This window comes from Pseudomonas parafulva (assembly GCF_000800255.1).
Lineage (GTDB): Bacteria > Pseudomonadota > Gammaproteobacteria > Pseudomonadales > Pseudomonadaceae > Aquipseudomonas > Aquipseudomonas boreofloridensis.
In genome coordinates this window covers 1,815,219-1,828,910 of the sequence record NZ_CP009747.1, presented here as the reverse complement: position 1 = coordinate 1,828,910, position 13,692 = coordinate 1,815,219, and the positions used below count along the sequence as shown (strand labels likewise).

The window sequence follows — 13,692 nt, the reverse complement described above, 5'->3', positions numbered from 1 at the left end:
TTTCCTCAGCGAGTACCAATCATTTGGTAGGAAAGTAGTCCGGCAGCGGTCATCGCTAACGAACCTACGACGTGCAATGAAATTGAGCCGAGCGCCCACAGCAATCTTCCTTCTTGGATGAGGGCAACTGTTTCGGCTGAAAAGGTGGAAAAGGTGGTAAGTCCCCCACAAAAGCCCGTGATTATCAGCAAGCGCCATTCTGGACTTAAGGAGGGAGATGTGGCCAAGAGCGCGATGGCTAGGCCAATGATGTATCCCCCGACCATGTTCGCCACTACAGTGCCTGGGGGAATAGTCGGGAACAGAGCGTTGAGCTTCATACCCAAGAGCCAGCGCAACCAGGCACCAAGTGATGCGCCGATGGCGATGACAAAGAGTGATTTCAGCATGACTGCAAATCTCCTCGAAGCTGGTAGGGCCGAGGAGGTGCTGATAACCGCAGATTGCGATAGAGAGTTAATACGAAATTTTGAGTCAATTTCCTGTCCTAGATTTGCGGACAGGGGGCACACCTACGCACCCTGTCCAGGGTTCACGTAGGCATCATCAGCACGGGGCGGTTGTGAGGAGGAATGCCATCTCCTTGGAAGCAACATATCACTCGCGCGATTGTCACGTAAATAGTGCTTTGCAATCGTTGACGCGAGCACGGTTTCCCCTCGATGGCTAGAGACTAGATGAATATTCAAGATACCCGCAGACATCGTCTGTACTCCCAGCCTGCTGGTATTCTGAACAAGTGGGTAGACGCCCGGAGCCTGGGAGCTAGACGACTGCCGTACTTTGATCCGCTGGATGGTGGGGTCGATGCGTCTGTTCTGATATTGCTGGAATCTCCGGCCAGGGATTGCTCGTGGCCACGCTTCGTTTCCCGCGACAACACAGGGCCCTCCCAGCGCAACCTGAAGCGCTTCCTTGAACAGGCGTGCCTCGCGCGCGAGCAGACCATTTTGTGGAATATTTATCCGTGGCTGCCGGAGCTGGACAGTCCTGCCGAAGCGATCACCCGCTCGAAAATCACAGAGGGCGTCACACTGCTGAAAGAGGTAATGGATCTGCTCCCGTGCCTGCGCGTCGTGGTCTTGGCTGGACGCGTGGCTCAAAGAGCTGCACCCGAAATCGAGCATCATCGCCCCGAGGTCAGGCTGTTCGCCATGCCGCACCCAAGCCCGCTTTCGGTGTGTCAGCATCCTGATGTCGCTAAAGACATTGTCGCCACGCTAGCCCGGGCGGTGAACGTGGCGAGTGTCTGATCGTTAGCGACTGGCGCGTTTGGCGTTCAGCGACGCGATACAAGGCGATACAAATAGATTGCCACGGTATGCACCGGCAGCGGTTTTGGTCGCAACCACCAGCCACATGATGGCCAACATCATCACCAGGATAATGCCCAGCACATCAAAAAAGGCCAAGTTCAGCGTCGCGCCGAGCTTCAGCGTGGTCACCGCATATACCCCCAGCGGGAATGTGAAGCCCCACCAGCCAAGATTGAAGGGTATGCCGCCCTTGGCATAACGCGCGGTGATCAACAGCGCCAACAGCATCCACCACAAGCCCAAGCCCCAGAACAGGACACCCGATACTACCCCGATACCCCCGGCCACCACGCCGACGCCTGACATGCCGTGGGCAGCGAAGATTGCCGGTGCATCGTTACCAATGACCAACATGCCCAGAGCGCCCGTGCCAATTGGCCCCAGCGATAACCAAGACGACGCCGCCATGCTCTCATGGGGCAATTTATGAAGTGCCAGACGCAGTACCAGAATAACCAGTATGCTTAAAGCAACTGGAACCGAGTAGGCCCACAAGACGTAGCTGGTGATCAGCATCGTGAACTGAGCACTGATATCAGCCAGATGCGGTGCGATGGTACCGCCGCTCGCCGCTGCCACTTCCGCCGCTACCACAGGAAGCAGCCATACAGCAGTCATCTGATCGATGCTGTGCTCCTGCCGGGTAAACATCATGAACGGGATCAGCACCCCACACGCCAGTGCCATGGCGACGTCCAGCCACCAGAGCGCATGGGCCAAGGGGATCACACCGTCTCCCCAGTTCGGCAGGCCGTACTGAACCAAGCCGTTGATGATAGTTGCCAGGCCCATCGGTATCGTGCCGAAAAACATCGAAACCGTGGAATGCCCAAAGATCTGTTTGGCCTCATCGAAGAAGAACACCCAGCGGGCGGCGTACATCAGGGTAAAGACGGTAAACAGCAGGATATTGAACAGCCAAAGGGCCTCCCCAATACCTGTAAGCAGCACACTGTGACCCGGCAACTGCCCCAGGGCCAAGGCCAGAATGCCGGTGCCCATCGTTGCGGCAAACCAGTTAGGCGTGAACTGTCGAATCGCTTCCTTGGGATTGGAAAGCGCCGAGAGCGGCTGGCCGCCCTGCATGACCTTGATTAGGCTGATCTCGCGCATAAAACCTCCGAATGATTGCGATGCGGCAACAGGTTCAGAATAGCGGCATGCATCTATCTGGAAAAACGGATATTTTGAATATGGCATACCTATTTTCAAGGTAAGAAAGTGAAGCTCACACTTCGGCAACTCCACATCTTCCGCGCTATCGCCCAGCTGGGTTCAACCACCCAAGCCAGCGCAACCCTCGCTCTTTCGCAGTCAGCCACCAGCGCAGCACTCCAAGAACTCGAAGGCGCATTGGATATTCGACTCTTCGACCGCGTCGGCAAACGCCTGGTGCTCAACGAAAACGGCCAGGCACTATTGCCCAAGGCTATCCGCCTGCTGGAGGCTGCACTGGAGATCGAGGGTGGTTTTCGGACTGACGTGGTCGCGCGGCTGCGGGTAGGTTGCAGCACGACGATTGGCAACTACATCATGCCGCTGCTGATGCAACACATGGCCGAGCGTGCCGGCGGGACACAGATCGATGTCATCCTGGGCAACAGCGCAGAGATCGCCCGGCAGGCGGCACAATTGTCAATTGACGTTGGCCTGGTCGAGGGGCCGAGCCATCAGCCCACTCTGGCCGTGCAGCCCTGGTGTGAGGACGAGTTGATCATTGTCGCAGCGGCGGATGACCCTCTGGCACACAAGGGGCGGCTTTCGCTTAGTGACCTGCAAGAAGCGCGCTGGCTGGTACGCGAAGAGGGATCGGGTACGGCTGAAGAGGTTCAGCGCTGGCTTTTTCCACACCTGGGTGCCTGGCGCAATGCCCGGCAGATTGGCAGTTCAGAAGCTATCAAGCGGATGGTCTCGGCTGGCGTCGGAATCAGTTGCCTTTCCTATTGGGTGGTTGGAGATCTCATCGCCGAGGGGAGCCTGATCACGTTGAACCACATGATTCCTGAGCACAAACGGCAGTTGCACGCGATTTATCACAGAGACAAGTTTATCTCCCGCTCTCTTGAAACCTTTTTCAGTGTAATCAAGGATTTCGCGTCGGCCAATGCGAGATGACGGTCAGACCACGCGATGCCCTCATCAAAATGGAAGACGTGTTCACCAGCCGCTTACACATGTTTGGCCAAAATCTCAAGAGCTAGTGACACCTATCATTGCTGAGTCATTGATCCGAATGTCAATCGCGGCTGGGAACAAATTTCCTGCCGCTTTGGAGGCCGTCTACGATTGGCTTGTCCCCACAGAGCATATGCATTATGCCGTGCATAGGTTACGCGAGTCGGGACTATGCACAGCGTTCCCGGCGGATGCATTGCGTCTGCTGGCGGCGGTGGTGGACGATCAAGCTTGGCTATCTCCTGATCTTCGCCCGTGTTTGGAAGATATTATTCAGGCGCAGGCGCGCTTAGCTGACAGTGCAGAGTACCGCAGGCTGGCTGACTATGCGCGTCGTCATGGACTGCTTTGACCGAGAAACGTCTCTGACCGGCGGGCTGTGAGCGGTGAATCGCTTCTAGCCTGGTGGACAGATGGAACGGCCGCTTGTCGCCTAATGCGGCCCACCCGCACCTTGTAGCACTCGGGATCATGTGCATGCCATTACTGAGGCCAGTCCGTTACTCGGCAAGGCCAAGCAGAAAGGCAGTGAGCAGTTTGAACATTACCATGATACCGCAGCGGATCAGTTGGGGTCACTTGAGGCAGGTGCGCGCTCTGCAGCAGCAGCGCTGGAAGGTAATGACAGTCGCGGGCTCTCGCAGTACTTGAGCCAAGCTGCAGAGTGCGTGGGCGATTTTGCCGAACAGGTCCGCCACGAAAGTGCCGAGAGCTTGCTGCAACGGGGCGCTCAGTTGGCACGGAACAAACCAGCGCTTTTCTTGGCCGGAAGCGTTGCATGAATCGCTGTATAGAAGCCCGAGTGCTCTGCTCGTCGCGAACGCTTGTAGAGCCCTTGAGTATCCGATAGCGTTGTTGATTACTGGACACTAGCTTTTCAGAGATCCCGCCATGACTCTTTCCGCTTTTCTTTCCGATATGCTCTCGGAGCGACTAACTCGCAAGGCAGATAATGCCGCGCTTTATACCGCTCTAACGGGAACCGACGGGCTGCGTGAGATTGGTGAGGAGCTGGGGTATAGCGCTGAGAATGGATATCGATTGATCCGTGTTGACCGCCAGTTGAATTCGATTGGCGGCGAGGAGTTCGAGATCGCGCTAGTCGACGATGCCCAATCATCAGTCGCGTACTACATCAAGGTCACGCTCGCTCTCATTCCGCAACCCACTAATCGAAACACAGCGCACAACCGGGTTTGGCGATCGGCAAGCCATCGCCATTCTTCGGCGCTTCGCGATATCTCTCAGAGCGTGCTCTTTGGATACATTGCGCAGCAATACGACATTGTCCTTACGGAAGGGGACGTATCGGGAGGTGGTAAATTCTATTGGCACCGCCAGATGTCTCGTGCGATTGAGGGAGGTTTCTTCGTTTCTGTCTATGACCAAATTGCACAAGCGTTTCGACCGGTTTTAACGCAGCGCGCGCTGAGTGACATACAAGACAAAGCATGGTCGACTGCCGACCACGAGCCACTGATTGCGCTCGTTTCGACCGTTCCTCTGAGCAGTCAGTAGCCCAAAAGGCTCAAGCGAAGACCTACTCTGGTGTGTTTGCTAGCTACCATCGCAGGCAACGCCTCTACGCTGTAGCCGGGCCTCACTACCGTTTAAGCAGCTAAGAGTCTCGGTGAGGTAAACGCCCAGAAGAGGTGTCAACTAATGCGGTTTTGCGGCCGTGGAGACCAATCTCTCTTAGATCGGATGCTGAAACATCACTATAGATGTACTATGAGAGAGCATTCGGAAGGTGGAGTCAATGCAAATGCCAAATCAGCTAGCGCTTTCGCCTAACAAGACCGCAGTGGGCTTGAAAGTGGCCTTGCACATTTTGCACGATTGGCAGGCGACGCCTGCTCAAATCTGCTCAGTTTTACGGATCTCTTACGCAACCTACCGGCGAGCAGTGCGAGCGCCGGCATCTCCACGAAAGCTAGATAAAGATCAACAGCAGCGGATCAGCCTCGTACTTAATATCCATGCCTCACTGCGCAGCGTATTCGACAATCCCGCTAATGTTTACGGTTTTCCAGGGGCGCCTAACAAGAATGCTTTTTTTGATGGCAGGTCGCCATTGGAGGTCATGGCGCAGGGCGCCATGATTTCGCTTTATGAAACATACAAACGTATCCATCAACTGGAGTTACGTATCGAAGCTCAGTGCTCATGAGCGCGGTTCGCGTGTAGATCGAACACTGCTTATTTGAAGCAAAGGCCACTAGCCCGGAAATCGGGACATTCGTACGCGAATTTCTATTGGCAATGGGTAGTCACTTTCTCACCTTGAGGCGTTTAGCTGAAAAAGCTCGCTGCTCATCTAAACTATTATAGTAGATATTCTGTGTAGTGCTTAAGCTGTTATGTCGTAGGTCGGCCTGGAGATCTTTCATATCTCTGTATGGCGCATCAAAAGTAGCGGATGTGTGTCGAAGCCAATGGAGTGAGGCGGAACGAAGAGCATCGATTTCATCATCATTCCACGCCTCGTTCTGCATCCGCTGCAGAGCTCGATCAAACACATCCTGAATTAATTTTCGGATGTGCCGATCTGACAAGCCGCCGCGACCTTTGAGGGTGCTAATCACCGGTGTCTTTTCCTGGGCAGAGGGCAGGGGAGGCAGTCCTAAGTATTTACGGTAGCGAATCAAGTAGTCGCTTACATAATCATCGCGGACACTAATTTTTGCAGCTTTATTGCCTTTCCCTACTACATGAAACCACCAATTACCTGAAGAGTCTCTGCGAAAGTCGCCCATTGTAGGGCGCCAGTTTTCGCGACCGACTAAATCAGACACACGCAAGTACATCGAAAAGACTGTCGCAACTATAAAAAGGGTGCGTTCATGAGATAAATTTTCAGCGGCCATCTGCTCGGCACAATCTATAACAAAGCTCCACTGCAGCTCCGAAAGCGAACGAGCACTAGCGTCTAGAGTATTACGCTGCTTATAGACCGACTTTTGCTTGATGGCTCGAAATGGGTTGGACTCTGTAAATCCTTCGTCCATAGCGTGTTGAAAAAAACTGCCGCATACCGCAAAAACTTGCGCTACAGAACCTTGCGCCATTTGGTAGGGGCGGGCGCGTAAATCTGCGGAATTCTCAGAAGAAATTTTCCGCTCACGTTTGGAAATCGTGTGACTAAATGGACGCCATTTTTCATTTATCACATAGTCGTCCGAGTCAAGACGTTTCCTTCCTCCAAGCCTTACAAACCTCGATTTCACGACTGGGCCGACCCAAGAAGCAGGGGGCTGCAAGCAGAATTCCATAAATTTCTCAGCGTCCGAGCGCCTGAGCTCTATTATGGGTTTTTGGGCTAGAAGCAGAGACCATAATAAAAGGCGCTCCACATGAGTGCGAAACGAAATAAAAGTGGATTCGTTGCCAGCGTAAGATTTTAAGAAGCTTCGAACGATGAGGTAGCTGTCTATAGCACCGCGCTCCGGCGCAAATTGTCTCAGATAGTCAATAACTACAGGACGTTCCGCACTGACCCCTAAGAAATTGAGTTCATTGAACCGCGAGAAGGTGTCGAACAAGGGGATGGGAGCCAATCGCATATTTTCACATTATCAATCGTAGGAGGCCGGTTAGGATGCCTCGAAATGGCTTGTTGTGCAATATCCAGGTCTAGCCGTTATCGGATATTACATGCGCGCGTATTCCCTATCCCTGCTCAGTACTCAAGACTATTCCAGGTCTTTGCGCACCCGGGCGAATAGCATCTCAATGTCTGTTTCTTCTCCTGCAAGCAGAAAGGCCTTAGTGAGGAGGCTGAGAGGGTGAACGTCCATGCGAACTGCGAGCTCCACCAGTTTCTCAAGGGTAGGGCTTTTAAGGCCACGCTCTAGGGTGCTTACGTACGTACGGCTACTGACGTCTCCCAGATCTTCTTGGGTGAGCCCGCGACTGGTTCTAGTGTTTCGCAGCGCTTGGGCGAGGGCTTGCTTGAGTTCCATTTGCGTTTCTTATCCACAAAAGGAAGGATGAAGCCTTGTTGAGCCCTATAGGACTACAATCTATAGTGTTCATTTTCCCAGGAGGCATGCTATGGCTGGGCTACGGGTAACCCTCAACACATTCTCCGAGGTACTGGATGCCGACTCACACACACCTTTTTTTGTCGCGTGCCTGCTCAATCTATACGCGCACGATGAAGTAATCGGCGTCCAAATATTAAGAAAAGGGGAGAATGTCCTCGGTTTGCTCCATGAGCTAGATGCCCCTTCGGCAACGCTTGCTGTCGTTGGTCTGCAAATAGCCGTTCCACCGAGTATGACAATGACTAACCGCTGGGAACTCGAGGCTATACTCGAATTTCAAACAGCCACGATCATTCATCAAGATGACGAGCTGAGTGGTTATATATACCGAACTCTCTCCGGCCGGTTATTGTCGGATGACTACCAGCTGAGCGTCTCGCAACTAGTCAATGCAAGAACCATCTATGCAGCGTCTAATGCAAATGGGCATGACGAAGAGCTTAGCAATTTTCAGATGTGGCTATCAGCTGCTCTAGGAGGCCTAATTAACGAAGTACATGCCCTCAAATCTGATCGGAATCGATAACTGATTTTAAAGCTATGGCCGCACTGGATTTTTATAGCGCTAATAAGCACTAGGCCCGCCCATTGAGCCCAAGGCAGATTATATAGATGGATAGCGCCATGCTGACCAGGTTCCGAGCAGCCCAGCTTTGTTGCGGATGTGAGAAAAGCCAGCTAGCCCGTATTCGAGTGCCGGGGCTAGGGCGACAACAGATAGCTCTCGGGCCTTCTCTGCATGCACCCTAGGCGCTATCCGTCCGCCCGACCGCTCTCACCTTCGCTGACTTAGTACATTTTTGTATGGCACCAATATTAGTCATTTAGTTTAGTTATTCATTTCAGTCATATTGCGAGGGTAGGATAGCTCATCCATGATCGCTAACGTTCATGCATGCACGCTAGCGTTCAAGAATGAGCTAGGGGTAGCTCAAATGACGGAGAATTTTTATGCAGCAGCACCTTACGCCTTGGATGATCGAAAGCGCTTACCGCTATTGCGAAGCCGCCAAACACCTGCTTACTGGGCACGATATGATGGCTGTTGCGCAGGTAAATGCTGCGATCGGCATGGAGATTTTGCTGAAAAGCTTCGTTGCCGTGCCCAATGGCAACCACGGCCAGGTCGATGAAACCTACGACCTTGACGCCGATTTGATTAAGAACGCGCATCGCGAGTTGCAGTACGCAGGCAAGATTGCGGCTGACAAGCGCGTCGACAAGCACGATTTGCTCACGCTTTTCCATGCAGTGCCTGCTGATATCCGGTCGCGACTTCGATTCGACCAGGAGGAAGAATGGATTGAGCGTTATCGCAATGTTTTCACAAACGCTCGCTATCCATATGAGGCCAACTCGCCGAAAGGCTACAGCGACACGCTGGTTTACGTGCTTGGTTAGATGATCGAGAACGTCGTGAAGTGGTACCGCGAGCAAGGGTGCCGTGCCCCGTTCATTGTTTACTACGGAATGACGCCGGCTGAATTCCAGCCTGAGGCGACCAAGCAGGCCGATCCGTCATGAGCCTGACGCCCAATTTGGCCAACCCATGCCCCGGCAGCTCAACATGAAGATACGCATAATGTATATTATGTTAAATACAACAATCGACCACCGAGTAAAGACGACTTTGCTGATGGGTTCGCCTTAAGGCATGCGTTAACGTGCCCGTCCAATTCCGGCCCAATCAAAGGACAGTCCGTGCCCGATACCACCCCAGTTACTACCTATGCCCCTGACCAGCCAGACCAGAGCATCCCCCCCCCAGACAACCGAAAACCGCCCGTTCTATGTCGTGTCCAGAGGTAAATTCCTTACTCTCTGGATTCTGTCGTTTGGCATGTACCAGCTCTACTGGGCTTTCGCGAACTGGAAGCAACTCGAACGCAGTACCGGCGAAAAGCTGTGGCCGATAGCTCGCGCACTGTTTTCGGTGTTTTTCACTCATTCCCTTTACCGTGAGGCCGATACTCACCTCAAGCGTAATGGCAGTGATTTTCGGTGGAATCCCATGAAACTAGCGACGCTCTTCGTGATCGTGATGCTAATCGCTACGTTAGCCGAAGTTTTGTCGAGCCATAACATTGGTCTTCCCATTGTTGAACTACTGAACCTAGGGCTGCTGCCGGTCACTGGCTGGGTCACTTGGCTAGGCCAGCGTGGACTGAACGCTGCTGCTAGCGACCTTGAAGGTCGCAGCAATGCGCAGTTCACGCCTGTGAACTATGGGTTCATGATGCTGGGCACGTTACTGCTGGCGCTGGCGTGCTTAGGGCTAATCCTGCCTGCGGAGTGATCACTTAAATTAGTCCATTGACGGGGGCTGAATTCTTCACTCCCCGTTCTCGCCAGACACGCCCCCATACGATCGAATGTGTTCCTCACTGGCCCACAGGCGAGCACAGTTCGATCAGCACCGCGCGGATAGCGCACGTACGACACCATCCAAAAAATCGTCCCACGCGACCTTGCAAAAGCCCGGCGAGCGTCTAGCTTTGTCCACAACCGTCGAAATAGCCATCAAAATAATGTCGCGCAATCCTAAGGGTTTTTATTCCGTCTAAGCATTAATGCACTGCCTCACAGCACTGAAACGGAAATCAGTCATAAAACTATCAAGAGGGATGCTTGATGAAGAGTGGCCATTGGCGTCGTGTGCTCTGCAAAAGAGCGCCTGCCGGACATTTCTGGGTATCGCTTGTTTGCTTCGCCTTATTGGTGATCGTCAGCTTTCTCTTGTTCGAGCAGCCAATCCAGAACTTCCTGTCCCACCTTGAACTGTACCGGCCCGATACCCCCGCACAAAAAAACCAACTCGCCCTGTTGCTGATCGCTTTGCTGGCGCTGGATGTGTTGCTGCCAGTGCCCTCAAGCGTGGTGGCGTTGCTTGCCGTGGCTGCCTTGGGTGGCCTCGGCGGTTACCTGGTGATTTTCATCGGATTGTGCCTCGGCGCCTGGCTGGGTTATGCCCTGGGCGCCGGCTACTTCCGTGTGCTGTCTGGTCGCCTTGGCCTGCATCAGCGCACGCCGGGTCCGCTGGCGCAGAAGCTCGGTACGCTGTCGTTGATCTGTCTGCGGGGCGTGCCCGTACTGGCGGAGACCTCGGTAGTGGCCGCAGGCATGCAGCGCTACCCACTGGGAGCCTTCGTCTTGGTCACGACCCTGGCCAATGCTGGCCTGGCCCTGGCCTACAGTGCCATCGGCAGCTTCCTGGTCGACGAGAACGTGCTGCTGGTCACACTGCTGGCGAGCATGGTGCTCCCAGGCTTGTTCATCGCCAGCTACAGCCTGTTACGCAAGTTGCGCAAACCCACTCCACAGCCAGCCTTGCACGGACGCTTCGAGGTCAGCTACGACTACCCAGTACACTTCACCGACCACCTGTTCGAGCTGCACAACCGCTGCCTGCATCAGCAACTCACCACAGGGCAGCACGGACGAGTCACGGTACTGATTTTCGCCGACGAGCATCTGCTGCAGTGCAACCGGCAGTTGTCTGGACAGATCGAGACCTGGTTCGCCAGCCATGCCCGCGACCTGCACCTGAAGGCCGCGCCCATCGCGGTGGCTGCCGGTGAGCTGAGCAAGACCGCCGAGGTGCTCCAGCAGCTGTACGCTGAAATGCTCAAGCACGGCCTCGACCGCCATTGCTACGTCCTCGCCATCGGCGGTGGCGCCCTGCTCGATTCGGTGGGATACGCCTGCGCCACCTTCCACCGCGGCATCCGCCTGATCCGCCTGCCAAGCACCGTGCTGGCACAAAACGACGCCGGCATCGGGGTGAAGAACGGTATCAACGCCTTCGGCCAGAAAAACCTGTTGGGCGCCTTCTACCCCGCCACTGCCGTGATCAATGACTTCCAGTTGCTGACCAGCCTAGGCCGCCGCGATCAGATCGCCGGCCTGGCCGAGGCTGTGAAGGTTGCGCTGATCAAGGACGAAGCGTTCTTCCAGTGGATGGAGGCGCACGCCGACGCCCTCGCCCGCTTCGATCATCCTGCCAGCCGCCATGCCATCCGCCGTTGTGCTGAGCTGCATCTGGGGCATATCACTGGTGCCGGCGATCCATTCGAGCGTGGCAACGGCCGTCCCCTGGATTACGGGCATTGGGCCGCGCACAAGCTGGAAAACCTCAGCCAGCATCGCCTGCGCCATGGTGAGGCGGTCGCCGTGGGCATGGCCCTGGATGCGCTCTACGCCAACGCTTTGGGATTGTTGAGCGATACCGACAGTGCGCGAGTGCTGAACCTATTGCACAGGCTTGGCTTTGACCTATGCCCAGCGGAACTGACCCTGAAGGATACGGCGGGACGCTTCAAGGTGATGCTCGGGCTGGAAGAGTTTCGCCAGCACCTGGGTGGCCAGTTGTCGATCCCTATGCTCAACCGCATCGGTGCCTCCATAGATCTCCATGAAATCGATGATCGACTGATGGAGCAGGCCTTGCTACGACTCTCCAGTCGGGGCAATGCCCCCGTGAACGTGAGCGAGGGGTACGCGCAATGAACCAGCCCCAGGCGAGTCTCAAGACCTGGATGACCCTGGGACGGATTTCCAACTTGCCGACGGTGTGGACCAACGCCCTCGCCGCCGCGCTGCTGGCCAGCAGCGCCGGCGCCCTGGCGCCCCCGTCGTGGCGGGTCTGGGGACTGCTGCTGGCAATGCTGTCACTGCTGTATCTGGCCGGTATGTTGCTCAACGACCTGCTGGACGCCGAGTGGGACCAGCAACACAACAACCCCCGCCCGATCACCCTGGGCCTGGTCAGTCGCCGCCAGGTGCAATTGGCGACACTGATCCTGTTGCTGCTCGCCGGTGCTTCGGCAGTGGGCCTCAGCAGGCTGATCGAGCAGCCCCAGTGGTTGCTGGGCAGCGTGACCCTGCTGGTCGGCTGCATCCTGGGCTACAACCTGCTGCACAAGAAGTACGTGCACAGCGTCTGGCTGATGGGCGCCTGCCGCTCGGCGCTGTACCTCACGGCAGCGGCCAGCCTGGCGGTCCCGCCGCAACCCCTCTGGCTCTGCGCGATCCTGCTCGGCGCTTACATCAGCGGGCTCACCTACCTGGCCAGCCAGGAGCACCGCAATCGGTTGCTCAGCCGACTGCCTTTGCTACTGATGCTCAGCCCCCTGGCACTGGCGATCTACGCCGAGACCCTGTGGTTCTGGCCACTGCTATTGCTCTGGCTGGGCTGGCTCGGTCGTCATTACTGGGTGCATTTGGCCAATCCACAGCACGTGAAGGTGCGTGCCTTCATCGGTGCCGGTCTGGCGGCCCTCCCCCTGTTCGATGCCCTGGTGATGGCCGTGGCCAACCAACCCCTGGGCAGCCTGTTCTGCGTGCTGGTGTTCATCGTGCTTCCACACTTTCAACGCTGGATCAAACCGACATGAATACGAACATGGATGTCATCCCGCGCCAGGCCGCCCTGGTCGAACTGAATCAAGCCTTGGACCGGCTGCTCGACGCAACTGAGCTGCACTGGTGGCGACAGGCTCTGGAACGGCTTGCGCAATCACCTGACGCTACCACTGCGGCGATGCTGAGCAGCCACTGCAAGCGCCATCTGCGGGCGCGGTCGGTCGTCGGCGCCGAAGGCTGGAGCTGCGTCGAGCTGGCCCGCGCCCTGCTGCTGGCCGAGGTCGTCGGGCTGCAAGCGCCCAAAACCCGCCTTGCACTGCTGAAGCAACTCTTTCAATGGGGCGACGACCTGGAAAAGATCGCCCTGCTCAAGGTGCTCGATCACCTCGACAGCGACGGCTCCTGTCTCGATCTGGCCCTGCTCGCCGGTCGCACCAGCAACCCGCACGTGTTCGCCGCCCTGGCCCTGGACACGCCCTACCCGGCCCGTCACTACCCGGACCGGGCCTTCCATCAACTGGTGCTGAAGGCGCTGGGCATGGGCCTGGATGCCGCACGGGTGATCGGCCTGGCGCAGCGCCAGAGCGTCTCCTTGAACCAACTGGCCCTCGACCTGATGGACGAGCAGCTCGCCGCCGGGCGCCCGGTAGCCTCCAGCCTGCCGCAATTGATCGCCTTCGACCTGCTCAGCCCGGCGCAGCTTCAGCGCCTGACAGGCCTGTACCAGCAGCAGCGCCTGCCGGCGCACTGGCGCGAGCACCTCGCCGGCACCTGACCGATCCACCGCAAGACCC

General features: G+C 56.1%; 15 protein-coding genes and 1 riboswitch. Of the genes, 11 read left to right on the top strand and 4 right to left on the bottom strand.

Annotated features, from left to right (window positions below; all coding sequences use genetic code 11):
* Positions 1-5: 5 nt before the first annotated feature.
* Positions 6-389 carry a fluoride efflux transporter CrcB gene (crcB, locus tag NJ69_RS08070; protein ID WP_039577899.1) on the bottom strand — a complete coding sequence of 128 codons (384 nt, stop codon included), beginning with the start codon at positions 387-389 and terminating at the stop codon, positions 6-8.
* Positions 390-530: 141 nt separating this feature from the next.
* Positions 531-592, bottom strand: a riboswitch (Fluoride riboswitch).
* 85 nt (positions 593-677) lie between these two features.
* Between crcB and NJ69_RS08065 the strand changes: the two genes are divergently transcribed.
* The gene (locus NJ69_RS08065) at positions 678-1,253 is read left to right on the top strand and encodes a uracil-DNA glycosylase (RefSeq protein ID WP_052192043.1); all 576 of its coding nucleotides are present in this window, start codon (positions 678-680) and stop codon (positions 1,251-1,253) included.
* Between the two features lie 3 nt (positions 1,254-1,256).
* Here NJ69_RS08065 and NJ69_RS08060 read toward each other — a convergent pair whose 3' ends face one another.
* The gene (locus NJ69_RS08060; RefSeq protein WP_392474827.1) at positions 1,257-2,402 is read right to left on the bottom strand and encodes a TDT family transporter; all 1,146 of its coding nucleotides are present in this window, start codon (positions 2,400-2,402) and stop codon (positions 1,257-1,259) included.
* A gap of 135 nt (positions 2,403-2,537) precedes the next feature.
* Between NJ69_RS08060 and NJ69_RS08055 the strand changes: the two genes are divergently transcribed.
* The 4 genes from NJ69_RS08055 to NJ69_RS22370 all read left to right on the top strand — a co-directional run bounded on the left by NJ69_RS08055 (position 2,538) and on the right by NJ69_RS22370 (position 5,661).
* Positions 2,538-3,431, top strand: coding sequence for a LysR family transcriptional regulator (locus NJ69_RS08055; RefSeq protein ID WP_039577894.1), 894 nt, complete (start codon positions 2,538-2,540; stop codon positions 3,429-3,431).
* A 533-nt stretch (positions 3,432-3,964) separates the two neighbouring features.
* A complete protein-coding gene (locus NJ69_RS22375; protein ID WP_245219524.1) occupies positions 3,965-4,273 on the top strand; it encodes a hypothetical protein in 309 nt (102 codons plus the stop codon).
* Between the two features lie 109 nt (positions 4,274-4,382).
* On the top strand, positions 4,383-5,009 hold the full coding sequence (locus NJ69_RS08050) for a hypothetical protein (protein WP_039577891.1): 627 nt from the start codon (positions 4,383-4,385) through the stop codon (positions 5,007-5,009).
* A gap of 247 nt (positions 5,010-5,256) precedes the next feature.
* Entirely contained in the window at positions 5,257-5,661 is a 405-nt protein-coding gene (locus tag NJ69_RS22370) for an antitoxin Xre-like helix-turn-helix domain-containing protein (protein ID WP_155290563.1), read from the top strand.
* Positions 5,662-5,761: 100 nt separating this feature from the next.
* Here NJ69_RS22370 and NJ69_RS22365 read toward each other — a convergent pair whose 3' ends face one another.
* Complete coding sequence (locus NJ69_RS22365; protein WP_209435525.1) at positions 5,762-7,054, bottom strand: tyrosine-type recombinase/integrase; 1,293 nt, start codon at positions 7,052-7,054, stop codon at positions 5,762-5,764.
* A gap of 129 nt (positions 7,055-7,183) precedes the next feature.
* The gene (locus NJ69_RS08045; protein WP_039577888.1) at positions 7,184-7,453 is read right to left on the bottom strand and encodes a helix-turn-helix domain-containing protein; all 270 of its coding nucleotides are present in this window, start codon (positions 7,451-7,453) and stop codon (positions 7,184-7,186) included.
* A gap of 1,035 nt (positions 7,454-8,488) precedes the next feature.
* Here NJ69_RS08045 and NJ69_RS08035 point away from each other — a divergent pair.
* The 6 genes from NJ69_RS08035 (at position 8,489) to NJ69_RS08015 (ending at position 13,673) form a co-directional block, all read left to right on the top strand.
* On the top strand, positions 8,489-8,938 hold the full coding sequence (locus NJ69_RS08035; protein ID WP_348529590.1) for a hypothetical protein: 450 nt from the start codon (positions 8,489-8,491) through the stop codon (positions 8,936-8,938).
* On the top strand, positions 8,939-9,061 hold the full coding sequence (locus NJ69_RS23050) for a hypothetical protein (protein ID WP_348529589.1): 123 nt from the start codon (positions 8,939-8,941) through the stop codon (positions 9,059-9,061).
* A gap of 316 nt (positions 9,062-9,377) precedes the next feature.
* Positions 9,378-9,833, top strand: a complete 456-nt coding sequence (locus NJ69_RS08030) for a hypothetical protein (protein ID WP_245219523.1) — start codon at positions 9,378-9,380, stop codon at positions 9,831-9,833.
* A gap of 335 nt (positions 9,834-10,168) precedes the next feature.
* Positions 10,169-12,043 carry a 3-dehydroquinate synthase gene (locus NJ69_RS08025; protein WP_039577883.1) on the top strand — a complete coding sequence of 625 codons (1,875 nt, stop codon included), beginning with the start codon at positions 10,169-10,171 and terminating at the stop codon, positions 12,041-12,043.
* Positions 12,040-12,930, top strand: a complete 891-nt coding sequence (locus tag NJ69_RS08020; RefSeq protein ID WP_039577880.1) for a UbiA family prenyltransferase — start codon at positions 12,040-12,042, stop codon at positions 12,928-12,930. Before NJ69_RS08025 ends, NJ69_RS08020 begins: the two co-directional genes overlap by 4 nt.
* Entirely contained in the window at positions 12,927-13,673 is a 747-nt protein-coding gene (locus NJ69_RS08015; RefSeq protein WP_039577877.1) for an EboA domain-containing protein, read from the top strand. The genes NJ69_RS08020 and NJ69_RS08015 overlap by 4 nt, the downstream gene beginning before the upstream one ends.
* Positions 13,674-13,692: the final 19 nt, after the last annotated feature.